22 protein-coding genes are annotated in these 25,273 nt (G+C 59.5%); 7 read left to right on the plus strand and 15 right to left on the minus strand.

The genetic code is table 11. The annotated features are described in order from the left end of the window. Positions 1-283 precede the first annotated feature (283 nt). Positions 284-1,480, minus strand: coding sequence for an AAA family ATPase (locus F8N44_RS07705; protein WP_150649909.1), 1,197 nt, complete (start codon positions 1,478-1,480; stop codon positions 284-286). A gap of 213 nt (positions 1,481-1,693) precedes the next feature. Here F8N44_RS07705 and F8N44_RS07710 point away from each other — a divergent pair, with 213 nt between their 5' ends. From F8N44_RS07710 to F8N44_RS07720, 3 genes are read left to right on the plus strand one after another with little or no spacing between them, the layout of a single operon-like run. Next, the gene (locus F8N44_RS07710; protein WP_150649910.1) at positions 1,694-2,797 is read left to right on the plus strand and encodes an efflux RND transporter periplasmic adaptor subunit; all 1,104 of its coding nucleotides are present in this window, start codon (positions 1,694-1,696) and stop codon (positions 2,795-2,797) included. Continuing rightward, entirely contained in the window at positions 2,794-3,858 is a 1,065-nt protein-coding gene (locus F8N44_RS07715; RefSeq protein WP_095113919.1) for an efflux RND transporter periplasmic adaptor subunit, read from the plus strand. The genes F8N44_RS07710 and F8N44_RS07715 overlap by 4 nt, the downstream gene beginning before the upstream one ends. After that, positions 3,855-6,908: an efflux RND transporter permease subunit gene (locus tag F8N44_RS07720; RefSeq protein WP_150649911.1), complete on the plus strand. Its 3,054-nt coding sequence runs from the start codon at positions 3,855-3,857 to the stop codon at positions 6,906-6,908. The genes F8N44_RS07715 and F8N44_RS07720 overlap by 4 nt, the downstream gene beginning before the upstream one ends. A gap of 117 nt (positions 6,909-7,025) precedes the next feature. On the opposite strand, the gene F8N44_RS07725 is transcribed toward F8N44_RS07720, so the two are convergent. The 12 genes from F8N44_RS07725 to F8N44_RS07780 all read right to left on the minus strand — a co-directional run bounded on the left by F8N44_RS07725 (position 7,026) and on the right by F8N44_RS07780 (position 19,417). Then, positions 7,026-7,655, minus strand: a complete 630-nt coding sequence (locus F8N44_RS07725; protein WP_150649912.1) for a class I SAM-dependent methyltransferase — start codon at positions 7,653-7,655, stop codon at positions 7,026-7,028. A gap of 169 nt (positions 7,656-7,824) precedes the next feature. Beyond that, positions 7,825-8,469, minus strand: coding sequence for a methionine ABC transporter permease (locus F8N44_RS07730; protein ID WP_034151854.1), 645 nt, complete (start codon positions 8,467-8,469; stop codon positions 7,825-7,827). Next, positions 8,459-9,580: a methionine ABC transporter ATP-binding protein gene (locus tag F8N44_RS07735; RefSeq protein ID WP_150649913.1), complete on the minus strand. Its 1,122-nt coding sequence runs from the start codon at positions 9,578-9,580 to the stop codon at positions 8,459-8,461. The genes F8N44_RS07730 and F8N44_RS07735 overlap by 11 nt, the downstream gene beginning before the upstream one ends. A gap of 2 nt (positions 9,581-9,582) precedes the next feature. Then, the gene (locus F8N44_RS07740; protein ID WP_150649914.1) at positions 9,583-10,392 is read right to left on the minus strand and encodes a MetQ/NlpA family ABC transporter substrate-binding protein; all 810 of its coding nucleotides are present in this window, start codon (positions 10,390-10,392) and stop codon (positions 9,583-9,585) included. A 119-nt stretch (positions 10,393-10,511) separates the two neighbouring features. Further along, the gene (locus tag F8N44_RS07745) at positions 10,512-11,870 is read right to left on the minus strand and encodes an LLM class flavin-dependent oxidoreductase (protein ID WP_150649915.1); all 1,359 of its coding nucleotides are present in this window, start codon (positions 11,868-11,870) and stop codon (positions 10,512-10,514) included. Beyond that, positions 11,870-13,063, minus strand: coding sequence for an SfnB family sulfur acquisition oxidoreductase (locus F8N44_RS07750; protein ID WP_150649916.1), 1,194 nt, complete (start codon positions 13,061-13,063; stop codon positions 11,870-11,872). Before F8N44_RS07750 ends, F8N44_RS07745 begins: the two co-directional genes overlap by 1 nt. A 25-nt stretch (positions 13,064-13,088) precedes the next feature. Then, complete coding sequence (locus F8N44_RS07755; protein WP_150649917.1) at positions 13,089-14,330, minus strand: SfnB family sulfur acquisition oxidoreductase; 1,242 nt, start codon at positions 14,328-14,330, stop codon at positions 13,089-13,091. 268 nt (positions 14,331-14,598) lie between these two features. Next, positions 14,599-15,363, minus strand: coding sequence for a hypothetical protein (locus F8N44_RS07760; RefSeq protein ID WP_150649918.1), 765 nt, complete (start codon positions 15,361-15,363; stop codon positions 14,599-14,601). Positions 15,364-15,828: 465 nt separating this feature from the next. Beyond that, positions 15,829-16,578, minus strand: coding sequence for an L-cystine ABC transporter ATP-binding protein TcyN (gene tcyN, locus F8N44_RS07765; protein ID WP_150649919.1), 750 nt, complete (start codon positions 16,576-16,578; stop codon positions 15,829-15,831). A 2-nt stretch (positions 16,579-16,580) separates the two neighbouring features. Then, positions 16,581-17,303, minus strand: coding sequence for a cystine ABC transporter permease (gene tcyL / locus F8N44_RS07770; RefSeq protein ID WP_412071504.1), 723 nt, complete (start codon positions 17,301-17,303; stop codon positions 16,581-16,583). Further along, on the minus strand, positions 17,303-18,103 hold the full coding sequence (gene tcyJ, locus F8N44_RS07775; RefSeq protein WP_150649920.1) for a cystine ABC transporter substrate-binding protein: 801 nt from the start codon (positions 18,101-18,103) through the stop codon (positions 17,303-17,305). Before tcyJ ends, tcyL begins: the two co-directional genes overlap by 1 nt. Positions 18,104-18,412: 309 nt before the next feature. Then, the gene (locus tag F8N44_RS07780) at positions 18,413-19,417 is read right to left on the minus strand and encodes a D-cysteine desulfhydrase (RefSeq protein WP_150649921.1); all 1,005 of its coding nucleotides are present in this window, start codon (positions 19,415-19,417) and stop codon (positions 18,413-18,415) included. Between the two features lie 190 nt (positions 19,418-19,607). On the opposite strand from F8N44_RS07780, the gene epsC reads away from it, so the two are divergent. Then, positions 19,608-20,534: a serine O-acetyltransferase EpsC gene (gene epsC / locus F8N44_RS07785; RefSeq protein ID WP_016983653.1), complete on the plus strand. Its 927-nt coding sequence runs from the start codon at positions 19,608-19,610 to the stop codon at positions 20,532-20,534. Positions 20,535-20,934: 400 nt separating this feature from the next. Continuing rightward, entirely contained in the window at positions 20,935-22,896 is a 1,962-nt protein-coding gene (gene betT / locus F8N44_RS07790) for a choline transporter BetT (protein ID WP_191630877.1), read from the plus strand. A 25-nt stretch (positions 22,897-22,921) separates the two neighbouring features. On the opposite strand, the gene F8N44_RS07795 is transcribed toward betT, so the two are convergent. Next, on the minus strand, positions 22,922-23,182 hold the full coding sequence (locus F8N44_RS07795; protein ID WP_150649923.1) for a hypothetical protein: 261 nt from the start codon (positions 23,180-23,182) through the stop codon (positions 22,922-22,924). Between the two features lie 388 nt (positions 23,183-23,570). Here F8N44_RS07795 and F8N44_RS07800 point away from each other — a divergent pair, with 388 nt between their 5' ends. Both F8N44_RS07800 and F8N44_RS07805 read left to right on the plus strand, forming a co-directional pair. Next, complete coding sequence (locus F8N44_RS07800) at positions 23,571-23,753, plus strand: type II toxin-antitoxin system HicA family toxin (protein WP_026000492.1); 183 nt, start codon at positions 23,571-23,573, stop codon at positions 23,751-23,753. Further along, positions 23,750-24,214, plus strand: coding sequence for a type II toxin-antitoxin system HicB family antitoxin (locus F8N44_RS07805; RefSeq protein WP_401042953.1), 465 nt, complete (start codon positions 23,750-23,752; stop codon positions 24,212-24,214). The genes F8N44_RS07800 and F8N44_RS07805 overlap by 4 nt, the downstream gene beginning before the upstream one ends. 5 nt (positions 24,215-24,219) lie before the next feature. Here F8N44_RS07805 and F8N44_RS07810 read toward each other — a convergent pair whose 3' ends face one another. Next, positions 24,220-25,257 (minus strand): LacI family DNA-binding transcriptional regulator, encoded by a 1,038-nt coding sequence (locus tag F8N44_RS07810; RefSeq protein ID WP_150649924.1) that lies wholly within the window; start codon positions 25,255-25,257, stop codon positions 24,220-24,222. Between the last annotated feature and the right edge of the window lie 16 nt (positions 25,258-25,273).

Here is a 25,273-nt window from a genome sequence, read left to right on the forward strand (position 1 = left end):
GAAGAGGGAGCCGATCGAGTTGTCTTGCATCGGACATCGACCTGCGGAACCGAGTCGATTATGGATTCACAGAGTCATTTTCACGTCGGCGTCACTCTTGAGCATCCCCCAATCAGTCCCTCACCCCAGCCCAATCCCGGTGGGAGAGGGAGCCGATCTCTGGGCTTTTCAAAACCTGAGTTCGACTCGAGACTTTCATGTCGGCGTAGTTCGAAAGAACAACTCGGTCAGTCCCCTCTCCCTCTGGGAGAGGGTTAGGGTGAGGGGCTTTTGGCTTGAACGCTCAATCCGGCCAGTTCCACGCCGGCTCATCCAGCACCCGCTGGCCGACAATTCCGGTCTGCCCCAGGGTTTTCTCCAGCACAATGCAGTTGCACTCCGGATCCTCCTGCAACGCCGAAATCAACCGCCGCGCATGTGACACCACCCACACCTGACACTGCTCCGAAGCACGGATAATCAATCGTGCCAGCGCCGGCAGCAGATCCGGGTGCAGGCTGGTTTCCGGTTCGTTCAGCACCATCAGCGACGGCGGTCTCGGCGTCAGCAGCGCTGCGACCAGCAGCAGATAGCGCAACGTCCCGTCCGACAGCTCCGCCGCCGATAACGGCCGCAACAAGCCTTCCTGATAAAACTCGACTGCAAACCGTCCGCCGGCCTGTGCTTCGATATGCACCCGAGCGCCAGGAAACGCATCGGTAATCGCTGCGCGCATCGCATCCCCATCACCAATCTCGATGATGGTCTGCAAAGCTGCCGCCAGATCGCGGCCATCGTGATGCAGCACCGGCGTGCGCGTGCCCAGTTGCGGCTGACGCACAGGCGCGTCGGCATCGCTGCGAAAGTGATCGTAAAAGCGCCAGCGACGAATGAACTCGCGCATCTGAAACACTTCCGGCGAGCTGCGCAGGCTACCGACCTGATCAAACAAACTGTCGAAATTCGGTGTGTGCTGCGCCAGCACATCCCATTGGCGCTCGTTGCGTGCGCGAATCATTGGGCCGTCACGATCCACCAGCAGGCTGGCGGGACGATAAAGCGCGCCGGCCCAGATGCATTCGCGCTTGATCTGCGGGTCGAGGCTGAACCGCGAGGGGATCGGCCGTGAATGTTCGGGCAACATGAAGTGTCCGTTGGAATCGGGCAGCCCGAGGCTGATCGAATAACTGAAATCCTCCCCGGCAAATCCCAGACGCAGGCGCTTTACACCTTGGCGCACCGTCGACTGGATCGGCACTTCGCCGTTGCGCATGCGCCGGCTGATGGTTTCCGGCCCGGCCCAGAAGGTCGACTCCAGTCCGCCTTCACGGGCCAGCGCATTGACTACACCGCCCTGAGCGGTTTCCGCCAGCAGGCGCAAGGCCCGATAGAGGTTGGACTTGCCGCTGCCATTGGGGCCGGTGATCAGGTTCAGCCGGCCGAGCGGGATCACCAGTTTGTTGATCGAACGGTAATTGGCCACTGCCAGAGTGTTGAGCATGGAATTCCTTCTCTTGAGACGCCCATTGTAGGAGGTGCCGAAGGCTCGAGCCGCGTTCGGACGATCTTTTGATCTTGATCTTTAAAAGCAAAGATCGCAGCCTGCGGCAGCTTCTACAGGGAAATGTTGTGATCGCGCAGGCGAAGGCGGAACCCTGTTCTAAGCTCACAGTCGTATCGTCACTTGCACGTTCGTACACAGGAAGGAGTCTGCATGGCGAGTCCCGGTTTGAAAACAGCGGTCATGCTGAGTCTGCTCACCTTGGTGACCGCTTGCGGCGAGAAAAAAGCCCCTGAGGAATACCTGCCACGGGTTTTTGTACAAGAGGTCAAACCCACGGATTACGCGGCTTCGGTGACATTGACCGGTGACGTGCAGGCGCGCGTGCAGACCGAATTGTCGTTCCGCGTCGGCGGCAAGATCATCCAGCGTATGGTCGACGTCGGCGACCGCGTAACCGCCAAACAAGTGCTGGCCAAACTCGATCCCAAGGATTTGCAGACTAACGTCGATTCCGCCCAGGCCCAGGTCGTTGCTGAACAAGCCCGGGTGAAACAAAGTGCGGCCGCCTTCGTGCGTCAGCAAAAACTCCTGCCCAAGGGGTACACCAGCCAGAGCGAATACGATTCCGCCCAAGCGGCGTTGCGCAGCAGCCAAAGCGCCTTGAGCGCGGCGCAAGCGCAATTGGCCAATGCCAAGGATCAACTCAGTTACACCTCACTGATCGCTGACGCGCCGGGTGTCATCACTGAGCGCCAAGCCGAAGTCGGCCAAGTGGTCCAGGCCACCGCGCCGATTTTCAGTCTGGCCCGCGATGGTGATCGTGATGCGGTGTTCAATGTCTACGAGTCGCTGCTGGCCGAGCGTCCTGCGGATCCCTCGATCGTCGTCAGCCTGCTCGATAACCCCGCCATCAAAACCACCGGCACGGTGCGTGAAATCACCCCGGCGGTGTCGGCGCAGTCCGGCACGGTGCAAGTCAAAGTCAGCCTCGACAGCCTGCCACAAGGGATGCAGCTGGGCTCGGTGGTCAGCGCCACCGCCAAGGGCAGCGGCAAGTCGGCAGTCGAATTGCCATGGTCGGCGCTGACCAAAAACATCAGTGATCCGGCGGTGTGGATGGTCGACGATAAAGGTGAAGCGCAGTTGCACAACGTGACCGTCGGCCGCTACCTGATCGGCAAGGTCATCATCAGCGAAGGCCTCAAGGGCGGGGAGAAAGTCATCGTCGCGGGTGGGCAGTTGTTGCATCCCGGCATGAAAGTCGAAATCGCTGAAAACACCTACAAGGATCTGCAACCGGGAGCACAGCCATGAAGCGTCTGGGGCTGTTATCGGTGGGTGTGTTGCTGGCGGCCTGCTCGAAAAGCGAGCCACCTCCGGAGCCGGTACGTCCGGTGTTATCGGTCAAGGTTCAAGCGTTGAGCGAGGAAAGCCTCGGGCGTTTCGCCGGCAGCATTCAGGCGCGTTATGAAAGCAACACCGGTTTCCGCGTCGGTGGCCGCATCGCCAGCCGCAACGTCGATGTCGGAACCGAAGTGCAAAAGGGCACGCTGCTCGCCACCCTCGATCCGTCTGATCAGCAGAACCAATTGCGTTCGGCCCAGGGCGACCTGGCCAAGGTTCAGGCGCAACTGATCAATGCCCAGGCCAATGCCCGCCGTCAGCAGGCGCTGTTCGATCGTGGCGTAGGGGCGCAGGCACAACTGGACATCGCCACCACGGACCTGAAAACCACCCAGGCCTCGCTGGACCAGGCACGGGCGGCGGTCAATCAAAGCAAGGACCAGCTCGGCTACACCGAACTGCGTTCCGACCATAAAGCCGTGGTCACCGCGTGGAACGCCGAAGCCGGGCAAGTGGTGACGGCGGGCCAGCAGGTCGTGACCCTGGCGCAACCGGACATCAAGGAAGCGGTGATCGATCTGCCGGACACCCTGGTCGATCAGATCCCCAGCGACGTAGTGTTTCTGGTGGCCGGGCAACTCGACCCGAGTATCAACACTACGGCGACCCTTCGCGAGATCGAACCGCAGGCGCAAAGCGCCACGCGTACGCGTCGCGCACGCCTGACGCTGGCCGAGACACCGGACGGTTTCCGCCTCGGCACGGCGATCAGCGTGACCCTCAGTTCGGCGATCAAACCACGCATCGAATTGCCGGCTACCGCTTTGCAGGAGGTCGACGGCAAACCACGGATCTGGGTCATCGACACCCAGAGCAAAACCGTCAGCCCCCGCGACGTCAGCGTGATCAGTCGTACCGACAGCAGTGTGGTGCTCGCGGGCGGTGTGAAGAATGGCGAGCGCGTGGTCAGCGCCGGCGTCAACAGCCTCAAACCCGGACAATCGGTAAAACTTGACGAGGACAGTCAATGAAAGGCTCTTTCAACCTCTCCGAATGGGCCCTCAAGCATCAGTCATTCGTCTGGTACCTGATGTTCGTCGCATTGCTGATGGGCGTGTTCTCGTACTTCAATCTGGGCCGCGAAGAAGACCCGTCGTTCACCATCAAAACCATGGTGATCCAGACCAAGTGGCCGGGCGCGACCCAGGAAGAAACCCTCGCGCAGGTCACCGACCGCATAGAGAAAAAACTCGAAGAGCTCGACTCCCTCGACTACGTGAAAAGTTACACGCGCCCCGGCGAGTCGACGGTGTACGTGTACCTGCGCGACACCACCAGCGCCAAGGATATTCCGGAAATCTGGTACCAGGTGCGCAAGAAAATCGACGACATTCGCGGGCAGTTCCCTCAAGGTATTCAAGGGCCCGGGTTCAACGACGAATTCGGTGATGTGTTCGGCTCGGTCTACGCCTTCACCGCCGACGGCCTGACCATGCGCCAGTTGCGCGATTACGTAGAACAGGCGCGGGCCGAGATCCGCAATGTACCGGGGCTGGGCAAGATCGAAATGATCGGCCAGCAGGACGAAGTGATTTATCTGAACTTCTCTACCCGCAAACTGGCGGCGTTGGGTATCGATCAGCGTCAGGTTGTGCAGAGCCTGCAATCGCAGAACGCCGTGACCCCGGCCGGTGTGATCGAGGCCGGCCCTGAGCGGATTTCCGTGCGCACTTCCGGGCAGTTCGCCTCGGAAAAAGATCTGGCCGAGGTCAATCTCAAACTCAATGACCGTTTCTATCGTTTGGCTGACATCGCCGACATCACTCGCGGTTACACCGATCCGGCTACCCCGGAATTCCGCTTCGACGGCAAGCCGGCCATCGGTCTGGCGATTGCCATGCAGAAGGGCGGCAACGTTCAGGAGTTCGGCAAGGCGTTGCACCAGCGCATCGATGAACTGACCGCAGACTTGCCGGTTGGCGTCGGTGTGCACACCGTGTCCGATCAGGCGGTGGTGGTGGAAGAAGCGGTCGGTGGCTTTACCAGTGCCCTGTTCGAGGCGGTGATCATCGTGCTGGTGGTCAGCTTCATCAGCCTCGGCGTGCGCGCCGGACTGGTGGTGGCGTGCTCGATTCCGCTAGTGCTGGCGATGGTCTTTGTATTCATGGAATACAGTGGCATCACCATGCAGCGGATTTCTCTCGGTGCCTTGATCATCGCCCTCGGCCTGTTGGTGGACGACGCGATGATCACCGTGGAGATGATGGTCACACGCCTGGAAATGGGCGAGAGCAAGGAGGAGGCCGCGACGTTCGCCTACACCTCGACGGCGTTCCCGATGCTCACCGGGACGCTGGTGACGGTCGCCGGTTTCGTGCCCATCGGCCTCAACGCCAGCTCCGCCGGTGAGTACACCTACACGCTGTTTGCGGTGATTGCCGTGGCAATGATTGTGTCGTGGATTGTCGCGGTGTTCTTCGCTCCGGTGATCGGCGTGCACATTCTCAGCGCCAACGTGAAACCCCATGAAGCCGAGCCGGGCCGCGTCGGGCGTGCGTTCAATGGCGGTCTGTTGTGGGCGATGCGCAATCGCTGGTGGGCGATCGGTATCACCGTGCTGCTGTTTGCCCTGTCGATTTTTTGCATGCGCTTTGTGCAGAACCAGTTCTTCCCGGCATCGGACCGCCCGGAAATTCTCGTCGACCTGAACCTGCCACAGAACGCCTCCATCGACGAAACACGCAAGGCCGTCGACAAGCTGGAAGAAACCCTCAAAGGCGACCCGGACATTGTGCGCTGGAGCACCTACATCGGTCAGGGCGCGATCCGTTTCTATCTGCCCCTCGACCAGCAATTGCAAAACCCGTACTACGCACAACTGGTGATCGTCAGCAAAGACTTCGAAGCCCGCGAGGCACTGAGTCAGCGTCTGCGCGAGCGCTTGCACAAGGATTTCGTCGGCATCGGCAGTTACGTCCAGGCGCTGGAAATGGGCCCGCCGGTCGGGCGGCCGATCCAGTACCGGATCAGCGGCAAGGACATCGATCAGGTGCGCAAGCACGCCATCGATCTGGCCACCGAACTGGACAAGAACCCGCACATCGGCGAGATCATTTACGACTGGAACGAGCCGGGCAAAGTCCTGCGCATCGACATCGCCCAGGACAAGGCGCGGCAGCTCGGGTTGTCCTCCGAAGACGTGGCGAACCTGATGAACAGCATCGTCAGCGGCGCGCCTCTGACCCAGGTCAACGACGACATCTACCTGATCAATGTGGTCGGCCGGGCGGTGAATTCGGAGCGCGGTACGCCGGAAACCCTGCAGAATCTGCAGATCGTTACGCCCAATGGCACATCGATTCCGTTACTGGCGTTCGCCACTGTGCGCTATGAGCTGGAACAGCCGCTGGTGTGGCGTCGCGACCGCTTGCCGACCATCACCATCAAGGCTTCGGTGCGCGACGAGATCCAGCCGACCGATCTGGTGAAACTGCTCAAGCCGTCGATTGATGCCTTCGCGGACAAACTGCCGGTGGGCTACAAGGTCGCCACCGGCGGTACGGTCGAGGAAAGCGGCAAGGCCCAGGGGCCGATCGCCAAGGTCTTGCCGTTGATGCTGTTTTTAATGGCGACCTTTCTGATGATCCAGTTGCACAGCGTGCAGAAGATGTTCCTGGTGGCGAGTGTCGCGCCGCTGGGGCTGATCGGCGTGGTGTTGGCGCTGGTGCCGACCGGCACGCCGATGGGTTTCGTGGCGATTCTGGGGATTCTGGCGCTGATCGGCATCATCATCCGCAACTCGGTGATTCTGGTGACGCAGATCGATGAGTTCGAGAAGAAGGGCTATGCGCCGTGGGATGCAGTGGTCGAGGCGACCGAGCATCGACGCCGGCCGATCCTGCTGACCGCAGCGGCGGCGAGCATGGGCATGATCCCCATCGCCCGCGAAGTGTTCTGGGGGCCGATGGCCTACGCGATGATTGGCGGGATCGTGGTGGCGACGTTGCTGACGTTGTTGTTCCTGCCGGCGCTGTATGTGGCCTGGTACAAGATTCGCGAGCCGCAAAAGGATGCCGCTTAAAAGCGAGTGCTGCGCACTCTATTCGCGAGCAGGCTCGCTCCCACAGTTGACCGAGTTGTCCAGGCGGACGCGGTCAACATGTGGGAGCGAGCCTGCTCGCGAAGGCGTCAGAACTGGCTATGCAGATTTACGCCAGACACTCGCCAACCAGGGCTGCTGCTCACGCGGCAGGCCCGCCGGGCGGTAGTAATGCTCAAGTTCGACAAACCCCGCGTCCGTCAGCAACCCTTGCCACGCCGCCAGATCGTGATACGAGCCATACCGCGGCCCGTTCCAGCCCTCACGATTATCCCCACGTGGATTGGAGCTGAACAACACTCCACCGGGTTTCAACGCGCCGTGCAATTGCTTCAATACCCGTGGCAATTCCTGCAACGGCACATGAAACAGCACCGCATTGGCGAAGATCCCGTCGAAACGTTCGGCCGGCAGATCCAGCTTCAGAAAGTCCTGCTGCAACACTTCACAGCCACTGTCCTCGCGGGCCATTCGCGCAAACTCCTGCGAACCATCCAGCCCGACGGCGATGTGACCCATGCGCGTAAAAGTCTGCAAATCCCGCCCCGGCCCGCAGCCGAAATCCAGAATCGTGAACGGCGCCGTGCCTTGAATATGCCGCAGCAACGCATCGATGTTCTGGCTGACATCGTGGTCGCGGGTGCCTTCACGGAAGTCTTCAGCCACCGAGTTGTAGTGGCCGAGGGTGGTGGCGGTGATCTGTTCGAGATCGTTGGGGGTCTGCTTCATGGTGGGGATACGCGGGCAATTGGGGTTTGCCGAATATACGCCATCGGGTCTGGGGCTGCTGCGCAGCCATTCGCGAGCAGGCTCGCTCCCACAGGGGAACGCATTCCAAATGTGGGAGCGAGCCTGCTCGCGATAGCGGTTTCAAAGGCGCCGAATAAACCTGCCGAAATCAGCGCTTGTTGAGGCCCCGCGCCAACCGATCCCCACCCAACTGAATCACCGCCACCAACGCCACCAGCAACACAATCACCGTCAACATGATCTGGCTGTCAAAGCGCTGATACCCGTAGCGATAGGCGATATCCCCCAACCCGCCCGCTCCAATCGCCCCGGCCATCGCCGAAGAGTTGATCATCGTCACCAGCGTAATCGTGAAACCGCCGACAATCCCCGGCAGCGCCTCCGGTAGCAACACATGCCAGACAATGTGCCAGCGCCGGCAACCCATCGCCTGCGCCGCCTCGATCAAACCGTGATCAACCTCGCGCAAACTCACTTCAGCAATCCGCGCAAAAAACGGCGTCGCCGCAATCGTCAGCGGCACAACCGCAGCCCAGACACCGTACGTGGTGCCGACAATCAAGCGGGTAAACGGAATCAGCGCGACCATCAGAATCAGAAACGGGATCGAGCGAAACAGGTTCACGAACGCGCCCAAGGCACGGTTCAGCACCGGCGCTTCGTAGATCCCGCCCTTGTCGCTGGTGACCAGAATCACCGCCATGGGAATCCCCACCAGCAACGCGATCAGTGACGACACGCCGACCATCAGGAACGTGTCGATAAAGCCCTGCAACAAGCGATCAAACCACATAACCCAATACCTCCACGCGTTGCGCCCACGGTGCAGCGCGCTCGCGCAATTGTTCGGCGCTGAACGCTGAGCCGCTGACGGCCAATAACAGTTGCCCCAGCGCATGCCCCTGAATCCGTTCGACGCCGCCCTGAAGCAACTTTACCCGACCACCGAGTGCAGCAAACAATGCCGCCAGATCCGGCTCATCACTGGCGCTGCCGGTGAACTGCAAGCGCAGCACCACAGCGGCGTTGGAGGAGGGCGGCTGCGTCTGCAAACGGCTCTGCAATTCTTCTGGCAGCGCGTGTTGCAGCGGCGCGAGCAAGGTCTGGCTGACTTCATGCTGCGGATTGCCGAACACTTCCCAGACTGGGCCTTGCTCGACCACCCGCCCGTGCTCAAGCACGACAACGCGATCGCAGATTTCGCGGATTACGGCCATCTCATGCGTGATCAGAACGATAGTCAGACCCAGGCGTTTATTGATTTCGCGCAGCAGGCCGAGGATCGACTGGGTGGTCTCCGGGTCGAGCGCCGAAGTGGCTTCGTCGCAGAGCAAGATATCCGGGTCATGCACCAGCGCGCGGGCGATGCCGACGCGCTGTTTCTGCCCACCGGAAAGTTGCGCCGGATAGGCTTTGTGCTTTTCTTGCAGGCCGACCAGTTCGAGCAGTTCGCGCACCTTTTTTTCGCGTTGTTCTTTCGGCACCCCCGCGACTTTCAGCGGCAGTTCAACGTTCTGCCAAACGGTCTTGGCCGACATCAGATTGAAATGCTGAAAGATCATGCCGATACGACGACGCAGGGCGACCAGCCGGTCTTCATCGAAACCGCCGATGTCGACCTGATCGATCAGCACGCGCCCGGAAGTCGGCTGTTCCAGACGATTGATCGTACGGATCAGCGATGACTTGCCAGCGCCGCTGCGGCCGATGATGCCGAACACTTCACCGCGCTGAATCGCCAGATCGATGCCCTGCAAAGCCGCGACCGGGCCTTGTCGACCGTTGTAGGTTTTACCCAGGCCGATGAAACGCACGTGGGCGCGATTCAACTCAGGGTGAAGTTCGGTTTTTTCAGCATTGTGTGGCTCTGGAGTTTCCAGTCGCCGTTGGATCGCGGCCGTCATGCTCAGCTTTCCCAACCGGCCTGATACAGCTTGCCGTGGGCCTTATCGAGTGCCGCGCGAACGGCGGGCGAGTGCTGGTAGATGTCGACGAATTTGATCAGCCGTGGGTCGGTTTTGCTCTTCGGCTGGATGACGAACTGGATCACGTATTCCTTGTGGTCGAGACCGTCGAACAGCAGCGCCGAACCGGCATCGAAGGTCTTCGCCAGACGGATGTAGGCCGGGTAGCCCTGGACCAGGTCAGCGTCGTCATAGGCGCGTACCAGTTGCACGGCTTCCACCTGGAGGATTTTGATCTTCTTCGGATTGGCGACGATGTCATCTTCGGTGGCTTTGTAGCCAACGCCCGGCTTCAGCGTGATCAACCCGGCCTTGGCCAGCAGTTGCAGACCGCGACCGCTGTTGATCGGATCGTTGGCGATAGCCACGCTGGCGCCCTCGGGCAGCTCATCGAAGCTTTTGTATTTTTTCGAGTAGAGACCGACGTTGTTGATGATCCCCGGCGCGAATGGCACCAGATCAAAACCCGACGCGGCTTTGGCGTTTTCGAGGAACGGAATGTGCTGGAAGTAGTTCACGTCGATGTCGCCAGCGGCAAGGCTGACGTTCGGTGCGATCCAGTCAGTGAACTCCACCAGTTCGACTTTCAGGCCTTGTTTGGAGGCTTCTTCGACAGCGGCTTCCAGCGGGATGGCGAAGGCGGCTGTTGTGCCGATTTTCAACGGTGCGTCAGCGGCGAAAACGGCCGAGCTGAACAGACCGAGGGCCAGGGCCAGTGCTTTGACTGGGTGGGACAGGGTTTTCTGGGTCATGATGAGTTTTCCAGTCAGTGCATAAGATTTGTGGTGTCTGGTCGGGCCTCTTCGCGAGCAAGCTCGCTCCCACAGGGAAATGCATTCCAAATGTGGGAGCGAGCTTGCTCGCGAAGCTTTTAATGCCGGTACGAAGAGCCGGTGTGTTGCACGGGCAAGTGCGCCTCACCGTGAAACAGCTTCTCGCGCAAGCTGCCGCTGTCGTACGCAGTTTTGTACGACCCCCGCCGCTGTAACTCAGGAATCACCAGCTCAATGAAATCGACGTAACTTTCCGGCGTAACAATCCGGGTCAGGTTGAAACCATCGAGGCCGGTCTCGGCGATCCACGATTCCAGCTCGTCCGCGACTTGCTCAGGCGAGCCGACCACGGTGATGTAGCGACCACCGAGGGCGTGCTGGTCGAGCAATTTGCGTCGGGTCCAGTCGTTGTTCTGCAGGTTCTTTGTGGCCGACTGAATCGCATTGCTCTTCACGTACTGGATCGGTTCGTCGATCTCGTACCGGGAAAAGTCGATGCCGGTGGACGCGGAAAAATGCGCCACGCCCGCTTCAGCGCTGGCGTAGCTCAGATACTCAGCGTGCTTGGCCCATGCAGCCTCTTCGGTCGCGCCGACAATCACGTTCAGGCCCATGAACACCTTGATGTCCTCAGGGTTACGCCCCGCTTCAACCGCGCTGGCGCGGACCTTGTCGACTTGAGCTTTGGTCGACGGCTTGTTCTGGCCGCTGATGAACACACATTCGGCATGACGCCCGGCGAAGAGCAAACCGCGATCGGAACTGCCGGCCTGAAACAGCACTGGCGTGCGTTGTGGCGAAGGCTCGCAGAGGTGATAACCCTCGACCTGATAGAACTCGCCTTTGTGCTCGACCTTGTGCACTTTCTCCGGCTGCGCATAGATGCGCTGTTCGCGATCATTGAGCACCGCGCCGTTTTCCCAACTGCCTTCCCAGAGCTTGTAGAGCACTTCCAGATACTCGTCGGCCTGATCGTAGCGACGGTCGTGTTCGACTTGTTCGCGCAGGCCCATGGCTTTGGCGGCGCTGTCGAGGTAGCCGGTGACGATGTTCCAGCCCACGCGACCGCGACTCAAATGATCGAGCGTCGACATGCGCCGGGCGAACAGATAGGGCGGCTCGTAAGTGAGGTTGGCGGTGAGGCCGAAGCCGAGGTTTTTGGTCACGGCGGCCATGGCTGAAACCAGCAGCAATGGATCGTTGACCGGCAACTGGATCGACTCTTTCAGCGGAACATCGACGGAATTCTGATAGACGTCGTACACACCAACGATGTCGGCGATGAACAAGCCGTCAAACAAACCGCGCTCCAGCAATTGCGCCAGTTCGGTCCAGTATTCAATGGTGTTGTAACGCGTCGAGGTGTCGCGCGGGTGCGTCCACAGACCATGGTTGATGTGGCCAATGCAGTTCATGTTGAACGCGTTGAGCAGGATCTTCTTTTTTGCGGCGCTCATCAGATCGTCCCTCGCAACGGAGGGTTTTCATCGTTGAGGTAGTAGTTGCCCACCGCGTGATATTTCCAGCGCACCGGATCGTGCAGGGTGTGCACGCGGGCGTTGCGCCAGTGGCGGTCGAGGCCGTGTTCGATCAGGGTCGCCTGGCTGCCGGCCAGCTCGAACAACGTGCTGCCGGCGGCCAAAGAGATTTCAGTGCTGATCGCCCGTGCTTCGGCAACGGCAATCGACGCGGCGGCAACGGTATCGGCGTTGGTCTCGGCTTGTGCGGCATCGAGGACTTCACCGGCACGTTCTAACAGGGCTTCGGTGGCGTGCAGGCGAATGCTCAGGTGACCAAAACTCTTCAACGTCAGCGGATCTTCGGTAGCTTTGTCGTTACCGGAATCGATCCACGGGCGCGTCTTGCTGCGCACAAAATGCAGCGCATCCTCGTAAGCAGCCCGGGCGATACCGGTGTCGATGGCGGCGTGAAGGATCTGCGCCAGCGGGCCAACGGTAGTCGGACGTTCAAATGCACTCTGGAAGGGGATGACGTCTTCGGCGGCGACATACACATCTTCGAACACCACCGAACCGCTGCCGGTGGTGCGCTGACCGAAGCCGCTCCAGTCGTCGATCACCGTCAGGCCTTTGCTGTCGCGCGGGACGAAGGCCAATTGCTGTACGCCGTTTTCATCCACCACAGAGGTTGGAATGCGCTGCGCGTAAATCGCGCCGGTCGCATAGAACTTGCGGCCGTTGATGCGATAGCCGTCACCGTCGCGTTTGAGGCTGGTAACGCGGTCGTGAGCGGTTTTGGTGCCCAGTTCTGCCAAAGCATTACCGAAGCGTTGGCCGGCCAGCACCTCGGCGTACAGCCGTTGTTTTTGCGCATGGCTGCCGTTTACGCGCAGCACTTCCAATGCATAAAAATGATTTTGCGGAATCTGTCCGAGCGAGCCGTCGGCCTGGGCGATCAAGGCGATGACTTTGGCCAACGTCACATTGGACACGCCAGCGCCGCCGTACTCCTTCGGTACGCTGATGCCCCACAAACCGGAGCGGGAAAACACCTCGAGTTCCGCCAGCGGCAGGCGACGTTCACGGTCGCGCAGAGCGCTGTCGCGTTTGAAATCTTCGGCCAGGTCGCTGGCGACGATCAGGGCTTGCTCATCGCTGGTAATGACCGCGACGTGATGGGAAAGCGTCATGTTTTTCTCCAGATGTCTGGTCGTCTCAGATCCAGGAATGACGAGCCGGTAAAGTGCCATTGAGGCGATAGGCGCCGACTGCGTGATATTTCCAGCGCACCGGGTCGTGCAACGTATGCACGCGGGCATTACGCCAATGGCGGTCGAGATTGAATTCGGCGAGGGTCGCGCGGCTGCCGGCCAGTTCGAACAGCTTTTCGCTGGCGAGCAGTGAAATTTCGGTGGTCAACACTTTCGCTTCGGCCACAGCAATCGAGGCGCGGGCGGCAGAGTCGGCAGTGAGCGGCGCGGCGTGCACTTGATCCAGGACTTTGCCAGCCTTGCGCAACAGCGCTTCGGCGGCGTGCAGTTCGATTTTCAATTTGCCAATGTCGGCGATCACGTAAAGGTCATCGCTGGCGCGCTCAACCTTGGCGTCGATCCACGGCCGTGCGCGGGTTTTGACAAACTCAATGGCGTCGTCGATGGCGCCACGGGCGATGCCGGCGTCGATCGCGGCTTGAATCAGCTGCGACACCGCGCCTTGGGTATTCGGGACTTCGTTGATCTTCCAGTTGTCGACCACCAGGTTCGACTCGACACGCACGTTGTTCAGCAGAATCGTGCCGCTGGCGGTGGTGCGCTGACCGAAGCCCGACCAGTCATCGACGATGCGCAAACCCGGTGTGCCACGACGGACGAAAGCCAATACTTGCTTGCCGTCATCGTTGAGCGCTTTCACCGCAACCCAATGCGCAAACAGCGCGCCAGTGGAGTAGAACTTCTGGCCGTTGATCACGTAATCATCGCCATCGGCGGTGATTCGCGCTTTCAGTTCCAGGGTGTTTTTGGTGCCGCGTTCCGGGCCGGCATTGCCGATGCGCCAGCCTTCCAGAACACTCTGGAACAACTGCTTTTTCTGCGCTTCGGTGGCGCTGCCAAGCACCAGATTGATGATGCCGAACTGGTTCTGCGGAATTTGTCCCAGTGCCGGATCGGCTGCAGAAACAATCGCAAAAACCTCGGCCAGTGTGACGAACGAAACTTGTGGCCCACCGTATTCGCGCGGGATGGCGATACTGCCTAATCCGCTGCGGGTGAACTGTTCGATTTCCGACCATGGCAACTTGCGCTGGCGGTCGCGTTTGGCGGCCTGCACGCGGGCGACTTGCGCCAGCTCATGGGCGGCCTTGATGGCTTGGGCGTCGTTGCGCAAGACCTGCGCGGGCAACAACAACGGGGCGATGTCCAGATCCGACTGGACGTTTGCGTCTGCCAGACTGGACATCAGTGCCGCTCCTTGGCTGCACGCAATGCCCTGGCGATCTGCACTGGGGTGATTGTGTTCCGGACCATACTGCCTACCTCACATCTCATGAAAAACGTCGCAAAAGTGCGGCGAACGAATGAATGTCCGGTGGTCCGGTTCATATACCCTAAGCGTGTATAAATATTAAATAAACTAACTTTTAGGAATATGCATAGAAGGGGTGATGGTCGGGTTGATCAAGAGTTTTCAGGTGAGGGGGCTGAACCCCCTCCACCGGCAAAGCACATCAGTCCTTGCGCGATTCGGCTGCCTTGAGTTCCTGTCTCAAAGGGACTGTCAGATAAGGATTTACGCAGCCGATCTTCAAGGTGCGTGGCGGCGCCCAGCGTGAGTTGTTGCCGACCCGATCGAGAATGCAATACGTCACGTCCAGGCGCAGATCCTCGCCGGCTTCGACAATCACCGACGGCGGTACCCAGACCTGAATCGGCAACCCGACATCCGCTGCGGTGATCGGCGCCAGATCCATGCGTACATCGCCCCAGCGCAAGGTGATGGCGTCGTCCTCGGCCATGTTCAGATATGGCTCGATGGTCAGCGGCACGCCGCGTTTGATCTGATTCGGGTTCACGCCCTGGCGGCGAATCGCGTCGGGGATTGTTACGGGAGCCAGTTGCTGGTTTTCATCCGCGCTCAGCGCTGAAGGCTGCCCACCGGGGCAGTCCAGTTTGACTTGCACTCGCGTCGCCGCCGAAAACGCCGGACCCTGACCGACCTGCATCACCCGGTAGTGAATGCGCGCGGTGCCGTTGACGATGAAACTCTCCGGAACCCGCAGGCTGATTGCCGTGCCGACGTCGTCGGCCGTCAGCACTCGGGAAGCGACATAGCATTTATTCCAGAACAGCTCGATGAGGTCTCCGCTATCCATTTCGGGATAGGGCGACACCTCGATCTGCAGATGGGCGGCGGCGGCCAGATTGATGCCGGTTTTTTGCGCTGGCGCGAGAATCGGCGCTGCCAGCTCGGGGGTGTGCGAAGTACGGGTCATCGATTTCTCTCCTTGAAGCCTTGCAGCGAAGTCCGTTTCTGAAAGAACAAAAGGCGTGAATAAACTGGCAATAAAACTTTAACTTTTATTCAAGTTGAATACGGGGTTGTTGAACTAAGTGGTGCCGGTCGTCGACTAGATAAGAGTGTGTTGGAGGGGGTGTCAATAGACGATATTAGTTAATCGTTGAATTACGAATTAATCAGAAGTTTCCTACGCCGCTGTGGCTGTATGCCTAGGCGCTAACGCGAAATAGACCACGGAACTTGCGACTTTTTGGGGGATTTTGCGCTGATTTATTCGAATGCTGTCATGCCGGGTGATGCGGGGTTCAGGCAGGTATTATCTGTTGCAGAACATATAGATGTAACGCATGGAGTAAGTTTTTCTGGAGGGGCAGGTGTGGAAGAGTTTTATAAAAGGTGACTTCCATCCTTGGAAGTTACCCATAACGCAATAAAGTTCTCAGGCGTGATTGAGGAACTTGCTGAGAAACTGTTGAGTGCGTTCTTCTTTCGGGTTGGCAAACAACGCTTTGGCTTCGCCTTGCTCGACGATCACGCCTTTGTCGAAAAACACCACACGGTTGGCCACGTCGCGAGCAAAGCCCATTTCGTGAGTAACGATGACCATGGTGCGTTTTTCTTCGGCGAGACCGCGAATGGTCGCCAGCACTTCGCCGACCAGTTCCGGGTCGAGGGCCGAAGTCGGCTCGTCGAACAGAATCACTTCCGGCTCCATCGCCAGCGCCCGGGCAATCGCCACGCGCTGTTGCTGACCACCAGAGAGACGACGCGGATAAGCGTCTTCCTTACCGGCGAGTCCGACCTTGGCCATCAGCTTTTTGCCCAACGCAATTGCCTCGTCGCGCGGCATCTTCTTGACCACGATCGGGCCTTCGATGACGTTCTCCAAAGCGGTGCGATGCGGGAACAGGTTGAAATTCTGGAACACGAAGCCGACGTGCTGGCGCAAATTGCGCACCAGCGCTTGCTGCTGGTTCAACGGGCGACTGGTATCGATTTCGATATCGCCGACCTTGATCCGGCCGCTGGTGGGTTGTTCAAGGAAATTCAGGCAGCGCAGGAACGTCGTTTTCCCCGAACCGCTGGGGCCGATGATCGCGACGACTTCGCCTTCCTTGACCTCGAGGTCGATGCCGTCAAGCACGACCTGACCCTTGAATTGCTTGGTCAGTTTTTCCACGACAATCATCGTCAGGACTCCTGGTCGTGCCGATTGACCCGCTCTTCCAGCTTGTTCTGGAAGTGCGAAAGCACCGTGGCCAGAATCCAGTAGATCAGCGCGGCGGCAAGATACATGGTGAAGACTTCAAAAGTCCGGGCGGTAATCAACTGTGCTTGACGGAACAGCTCCGGCACTTGAATGGTGGCGGCCAGCGCCGTGTCCTTTACCAGTGAAATGAAGCTGTTGCCCAGCGGCGGCAACGCTGTGCGCATCGCTTGCGGCAGGATGGCCCGGCGCAGGGTTTGCGCACGGGTCATGCCAATGCTCGCAGCTGCTTCCCACTGACCACGTTCGATCGAACCGATCGCGGCGCGGAGGATTTCACAGGCGTAGGCGGCCATGTTCAGCGAGAAGCCAATCAGCGCCGCTGGCAGCGGATCCAGTTCGATTCCCAGTTGCGGGAAGCCGTAATAGATCACGAACAGCTGCACCAGTAACGGCGTACCGCGAAAGAACGACACGTAGACGCGCGCCAGCCAGCTGACTGATTTGAAGCGCGACAGGCGCATCAACGCCAGGCCAAAGCCCAGCAGCAGGCCGAAGAACATCCCGCCGAGGCTGAGGACTACCGTGTAGTACGCGCCCTTGAGCAGAAAGGGCGCGGAGTTCACTAACAGCTCTGTGGTTTCGGCGATTTGCTGGCTCAACTGCGGGAAGTCCAGTCCGAAGCCGAATTGAAATCCAGCCTCCATTATTTAGTGACGTCAGCGTTGAAGTACTTCGTGGACAGCTTCGCAAGGGTGCCGTCGGCACGCAGTTCGTCGAGGGCTTTGTTCAGCGCGGCCAGCAGTTCAGGCTCGCCTTTGCGCAGGGCAATACCGGCTTCCTGACGCGAGAAAGCTTCGCCGGCGGCGACAGTTTTCGGGGCTTTCTTGGCGTATTCCAGTGCAGCCAGACGGTCGATCAGGATGGCGTCAGTACGGCCGTTGTTCAGGTCCGCGAACTTGGTCGGATCATCGTCATACGTACGTACGTCGGCACCCGGCACGTTGGCGCGGACCCATTGCTCGTAGTTGGTGCCCAGGCCGACACCGACCTTCTTGCCGGACAGGTCATTGGCGGTTTTGATGTTCAGCGCCGCTTCTTTGCTCTTCAGCACCAGCGCTTGAATGCCGGAAACAGTGTACGGTTCGGAGAAGTCATACTTCTTCTTGCGCTCTTCGGAGATGGTCACCTGGTTGACCACGACGTCCAGACGCTTGGATTCCAGCGCGGCGAGGATGCCATCCCACTTGGTTGGCTGAATCTTGGCTTTGACGCCAAGTTTTTGCGCCAGCGCTTCGGAGAGCTCGACTTCGAAACCCGACAGCTTGCCGTCGGCATCGACGAAGCTGAACGGTGGATAAGTGCCTTCCAGGCCGACGTTGATGACGCCTTTGTCCTTGATCTGTTGCAGCTGCTCACCGGCCACTGCCTGGCCGATCAGACCGGCGCTCAGCGCCAGGCCCAGCGAACCCACCAGCAGATTGCGACGTAGTGCGGAAAAATTCATGACGAGCCCCTGTGTTTTCTTATGGAAGACGCTTAAGGAAAGTTGGCGAATTTATGATTTCGACGACAGCGCTATCCTGCCTTAAACCAGCTTATGCGTCTCTCGCGAAATTCGCCTGCGGCGAGACTATAAGATGTCTTCGTTAGACTTGAAAATACTTAATAATTGAAATGTTATTCTTAATTGGAATATGAGGTTCGTTCCCATGCTCTGCGTGGGAACGCCTCTAGGGACGCTCCGCGTTCCAGCTCTCGAAGGGACGCAGAGCGTCCCGGGCTGCATTCCCACGCAGAGCGTGGGAACGATCAGTCAGAGGAAATCCTTGTAGGCAAATAGCGCCGGCGCGCCACCGGTGTGCAGGAAAATAATCGGGCCTTCGTTGAAGCGCTGACGGCCAATGCCGTCGAGCAAGCCCGCCATTGCCTTGCCGGTGTATACCGGATCGAGCAACACCGCTTCCTGACTCGCCAGCAATTTCATCGCCGCCAACGTCCCGGCATTCGGCTCGCCATAACGCGGGCCAAAGTATTCGTCCCACAACTCGACCTTGAAACTGGCCGGCAGTTCGACGCCAAGCAGATCTGCCGTGCGTTCCGCCAGGCCCTGTACCTTCGGCCGCTGATCTTCTTCACTGCGCGAAACCGTCACGCCAATCACCGGCAATTGCGGCAGCACTTCAGCCAGGGCCAAGGCCAGACCACTGTGAGTTCCGGCGCTGCCGGAGGCTAGAACCACAGCGGCGAAATCCAGACCGGTGTCCTTGATCTGCTCAGCCAGTTCCAGACCGGCGCGCACGTAGCCCAACGCACCGAGCGCATTCGAACCACCGATCGGCACCAGATACGGCTTCTTGCCGTTGCTGCGCAAACGGACGGCGAGGGCGCCCAGTTGTTCGTCGGCGTTGTCGAGGTTGTCGACCAATTCGACCTTGGTGTCGAACAGATCCAACAGCAAGCGATTGCCGTTGCCGGTGTAGTTGCTGTCGTCGGTCCCCAGCGGATTTTCCAGCAACGCCACACAACCGAGACCGAGCTTGGCGGCCAGTGCGGCGGTCTGACGAACGTGGTTCGATTGCAACGCACCGGCGGTGATCAGCGTGTCGGCGCCTTGCGCCAAGGCATCGGCAGCGAGGTATTCGAGCTTGCGCAGCTTGTTGCCGCCCATGGCCAGCGGCGTCAGGTCATCGCGCTTGATGTACACCTCGCGGCCGAGCCATGCGGAAAGGCGTTCGAGTTTTTCCAGTGGCGTCGGGTGGCCGAGCAGGTCGAGACGGTTAAAGCGTTCCAGCTGTTGTTTGATCGGTTGTTTAAACATGGGTCCGTACTGGCGGAGAAAGATGAAAGGACTATAGGCACGCCCTTTTGCAGGGGCAACCGCCAATCGCTTATAGCCAAATCGACTGAGCCCAGCACTATCGGTTCTTAATTCGCCCTCGCAGCCTTGCCGTAAAGTAGTCGCCGTTGACGCGGCCAGACAGTCCGGCCGCCCCTGAGGAGTCTTTACCGTGAGCGAGCGTTCCAGCCATTGGCAATTGCAGACCATCGTCAGTCAACTGCGCAGCGCGCGGGATCAGTGGCGGGCACAGAACGGCCGGGCATCCGGCGAGCAGGGTGGTCGCGAGTTGCCGTCGCGGGCGGCGATGGCGGAGATTCTTGAAGCGTTGTGTGGCGCGCTGTTCCCGATGCGTCTGGGACCGGTGGATTTGCGTGAAGAGAGTGAAGATTTTTACGTCGGCCACACTCTTGATGTGGCGCTGAATGCGTTGTTGGCGCAGACCCGACTGGAACTGCGTTACGTCGCCCGCCATAGCGCGCAGGCCGACACCGAAGTCGAAGCCCGGGCGATTCAGATCGTGCAGGATTTCGCCCTCGCATTGCCGGGCTTGCGCACGCTGCTCGACACCGATGTACTGGCGGCCTATCACGGTGACCCGGCGGCGCGCAGTGTCGATGAAGTGCTGCTGTGCTATCCGGGGATTCTCGCGGTGATTCACCACCGTCTGGCGCATCATTTGTATCGCGCGGGCTTGCCGTTGCTGGCGCGGATCAGCGCGGAAATTGCCCATTCGGCGACCGGGATTGATATCCACCCGGGGGCGCAGATCGGCCGCAGTTTCTTCATCGATCACGGCACGGGTGTGGTGATCGGTGAGACGGCGATCATTGGTGAGCGCGTGCGGATTTATCAGGCGGTGACCTTGGGCGCCAAGCGTTTCCCGGCAGATGAAGACGGCCAGTTGCAGAAGGGCCATCCGCGTCATCCGATCGTTGAGGACGATGTGGTGATTTATGCCGGGGCGACGATTCTCGGGCGGATCACCATTGGCAAGGGTTCGACCATTGGCGGCAATGTGTGGCTGACGCGCAGTGTGCCGGCGGGGTGCAATTTGACTCAGGCGAATTTGCAGCATGATGACGGGACGCAGAAGTAGGCCTCTGAATTTGCTTCGCGGCTGCTGACCTCTTCGCGAGCAAGCTCGCTCCCACAATGGAATGCATTTCAAATGTGGGAGCGAGCTTGCTCGCGAATGGTTTTCAGGCAAATCGAGATAATGGCCTTCAGCCAATTCTCCAGTGAACGAATACCCTCAAACCCGCGTCATACCCCTCCTTGAGCTAGCGTAGGAAAACTACCGCCTGGCCGTACGATTAGTCCTTGCGACCCCATCCATGTTTAACTTGAACGTTCATTCAAGTTAAACCGGTGGTTCGCTGCCCGCTCACAACAGGAGGCTTGCCTTTGCTGAGTCCGATCATTTCAGCCACGTTTCAACCCCTCGAGGTGCACGTTTCATGAGTGCATCGTCAACTCCCGCCAGCGGTCTGGTACGCATGAATCCGCCGGTGTTCTACTTCGCCGCGACGGTCATTCTGCTGTTTGGTCTCGTTGTTATCGCCATGCCTGAGCAGGCCGGCGCCTGGCTGCTGGAAGCGCAAAACTGGGCGGCCAATACGGTCGGCTGGTATTACATGCTCGCGATGACCCTGTATCTGGTCTTCGTGGTGGTCACCGCCTTATCCGGCTACGGCAAGATAAAACTCGGTGCCGACCACGACGAGCCCGAATTCAGTTACCTGTCTTGGGCCGGCATGCTGTTCGCCGCCGGGATCAGCATCACGCTGTTCTTCTTCTGTGTGTCCGAACCGCTGACCCACATGCTGCAGCCACCGCAAGGCGAGGCGGGTACGGCGGATGCGGCGCGTCAGGCCATGCAGATTCTGTTTCTGCACTGGGGCCTGCATGGCTGGGGCGTATTTGCCTTCGTCGGCATGGCGCTGGCCTATTTCGCTTACCGCCACAACCTGCCACTGGCCCTGCGCTCGGCGCTGTACCCGCTGATCGGCAAGCGCATCAACGGCCCGATCGGTTACGCGGTGGATGGCTTCGGCATCATCGCCACGGTGTTCGGTCTCGGTGCCGATATGGGCTTCGGGGTGCTGCACCTCAACTCCGGTCTCGACTACCTGTTCGGCATCGCGCACACCCAGTGGATTCAGGTCGGCCTGATCACGCTGATGATGGGCGCGGCGATCATCGTGGCCGTCTCCGGCGTCGATAAAGGCGTGCGGGTGATGTCCGACATCAACATGCTGCTGGCCTGTGCGCTGCTGCTGTTTGTGTTGTTCGCCGGGCCAACCCAGCACCTGCTCAACACCTTGATCCAGAACCTTGGCGACTATCTCGGCGCCCTGCCGATGAAGAGTTTTGACCTCTACGCCTACGACAAACCGAGCGACTGGCTTGGTGGCTGGACAGTGTTCTACTGGGCCTGGTGGATTGCATGGTCGCCGTTCGTGGGCCTGTTCATCGCACGGATTTCCCGTGGCCGCACCATCCGTGAATTCGTCTTCGGCGTGCTGTTGATTCCGCTCGGCTTCACCCTCGCGTGGATGTCGATCTTCGGCAACAGTGCCATCGATCAGGTCCTCAACCACGGCATGAGTGCGCTGGGCATGTCGGCCCTCGACAACCCGTCGATGAGCATTTATCTGCTGCTGGAAACTTATCCGTGGAGCAAAACCGTCATCGCCGTGACGGTGTTTATCAGCTTCGTGTTCTTCGTCACCTCTGCCGACTCGGGCACCGTGGTGCTCTCGACGCTGTCGGCCAAGGGCGGCACCCCGGACGAAGACGGGCCGAAATGGCTACGGGTGTTTTGGGGCGCGATGACGGCGCTGATCACCAGTGCGTTGCTGTTCTCCGGCAGCATCGATGCATTGAAGTCAGCGGTAGTGCTGACCTCGTTGCCGTTCTCATTGATTTTGCTGCTGATGATGTGGGGCCTGCACAAGGCATTCTATCTGGAGTCGCAGAAGCAGATCGCGCAATTGCATTCGCTGGCACCGGTCTCCGGTTCACGGCGCGGTACGGGCGGCTGGCGACAGCGCTTGAGCCAGGCTGTGCACTTCCCGTCGCGGGACGAGGTGTACCGCTTCATGGACACCACGGTGCGCCCGGCGATTGAAGAAGTGACGGCGGTGTTTGTCGAGAAAGGCCTGAACGTGGTCACCCAGCCGGATCCGGCGAATGACAGCGTCAGCCTGGAAATCGGCCATGGTGATGCGCATCCGTTCATTTATCAGGTGCAGATGCGCGGCTACTTCACGCCGTCGTTCGCGCGTGGCGGCATGGGTTCCAAGCAACTCAACAACCGTCGCTACTACCGCGCCGAAGTGCACTTGAGCGAGGGCAGTCAGGACTACGATCTGGTCGGCTACACCAAAGAGCAGATCATCAACGACATCCTCGACCAGTACGAACGCCACATGCAGTTCCTGCATCTGGTGCGTTGATCGGGAGCTGAGCGTCGGGACGGTTTCATGACTCGGCGCTCAGTACCATGAACAACACCATCGCCGCTAACGGCACGCCGAATACCGCACTGCCAATGGCTATTTCCGATCCCACCGACTGGCCGGCATGCACCACGCCCACCGCACCATTGATCACCGTCAACGCCAACCACAGCGCGGCGAAGCCGTAGGCCATGGTCTGGCGGCTGAAGCCGATGCGCTCGCCGATGTAGAGCATCAGAGCGAGCAGGACCAGGCCGAAGAAAATGATGATGGCGGTGTGCATGGCGGGTTCTGCCTGGTGGATGGGTATCGCCTGAAAGACCGCTATCGCGAGCAGGCTCACTCCTACAATGGATCCCGGCTGGACATAAATTTCATGTACACATGAAATCCCTGTGGGAGCGAGCCTGCTCGCGAAGGGGCCACCTCGGTGTTCTTTAGAGCATAGCCAATCCAGTCCCGCCACATCTCCACTGGACATATTTTGCGACCCTTACAGAGAGTTTGCCCGGCGACGTGTTTTTCTTGCTGGCCCAAGCCTGCCGTTGATCTGCCCCATAACCGAGCGATTGTTCAGTGAGCTAATATTTATCTGAGTGTGTATCGTGTGTATCAAAGGCTCCTGCGCCCTCTAGAGTAAATGGCTCTAGCTGTCGAACAGGGCAAAGGAAATGCGCAGTCGGGAAATGATCAGGATGATCGAAGACGATGGTTGGTATCTCGTGGCGGTGAAAGGCAGCCACCACCAATACAAGCATCCGCACAAGCCAGGAAGGGTGACGATCAAGCACCCTGATTCGGATCTGCCCAAGGGCACGATCAACAGCATTTTGAAACAGGCGGGCTTGAAATGAGGCCCGTTATTGGAAACGAAGGCCGTTTTATGGGCCTGTCAGAGGAAGGACTCACTCATATGAAATTCCCGGTCGTTCTGCACAAGGATGCCGACTCAGACTACGGAGTGATCATCCCGGATGTCCCGGGTTGTTTCTCCGCAGGCACTACGGTCGCTGAGGCGTTTGAAAATACTCAGGAGGCATTGGCGCTTCACTATGAGGGGTTGGTCGCCGACAGCGCGCCGTTACCGCAAGTGCGGGACATTGATGCACATCTCGATAACCCGGATTACGCGGGAGGGATCTGGGGTGTGGTCGATTTTGATATCACCCCGTATTTCGGTAAATCAGTGCGGTTCAACGCCACGCTGCCTGAGCAGTTGCTTGAGCGTATTGACCAGACAGTCCGCCGTGACCAGCGCTATCGATCCCGTTCCGGATTTCTTGCGGCGGCCGCCTTGCGCGAACTGTCGGTATAGCGAAGTCAGGTGCTTTCCCGTTCGATGACTTGGCACTGCAGCAGGTTCAGACGTTGCACTTCGTCGCTCGGCAATACCCCAAGGTTTTCCAGTACGCGGGTCGCGGCGAGCACGCCGATCTCGAGTGCCGGTGGTTTGATGGTGCTCAGGCTCGGCAGGAGCATCTCGGCGAACGGGTAATCGCCGAAGCCGAGAACGGCGCAGTCTTCGGGGATTTTCAAACCGGCGCGTTGCCCGGCGAGCAGCCCGCCAGCGGCGAGGTTGTCATTGGCGAAGATGATCGCGTCGGGGCGCGGTGAGGCGCTCATCAGGGCGTCCATCGCCTGTTTGCCGGCCTCGAATGGTGCGCGATCAGCGTCGGGAGCGAAGATCCAGGGTTTCAGGCCGGATTCTTTTAAAGTCGCCGCGTAACCGTCGCGGCGCTCCAGTGCGCTGAAGTCCCCCGGCGCGCTGTTCTGCACGAAGGCGATACGTTGGTAGCCTTTTCCGAGGAGATATCGGGCGGCCGTCACGCCCACTTCAAAATGCGAAAAACCGATCTGCATCGGCTCCCGTTCCGGCTGGTAATCCCACGTCTCGATCACCGGCACATCGGCCTCGGCGATCATCTTTTCCGTGCCGGCACTGTGAAAGTGACTGGTGAGCACCAGCGCCGCCGGCGACCAGCCGAGAAACGCGCGCACCGCATTTTCTTCCTGCTCGGTGCTGAAGTAACTCGACGCCAGCAACAGTTGATAACCGTGACGGCTGAGCGTGTCGCTGAAGCCTTGAATGGTATTGGCGAAGATCGGCCCGGAGATGTTCGGGATCACCATGCCGACGATTTTCCCCCGCGCCGAGGCCAGCCCGCCGGCCACCAGATTCGGTACATAGCCCAACTCAGCTACCACCGCCGCAATCCGCTCGCGGCGCTCGGGCGAAACCTGCTCGGGCTGATTGAAATAGCGCGACACGGTAATCGCCGAGACCCCGGCCCGACGTGCCACGGCATTCAGGGTCACGCGTCCGGCGCCACGGCGTTTGCGGGGCTTTTCTTCGCTCAATGCTCGATCCTTCTTA

This window comes from Pseudomonas fluorescens, assembly GCF_902497745.1.
In the GTDB taxonomy this organism is placed as follows: Bacteria; Pseudomonadota; Gammaproteobacteria; order Pseudomonadales; family Pseudomonadaceae; genus Aquipseudomonas; species Aquipseudomonas fluorescens_BM.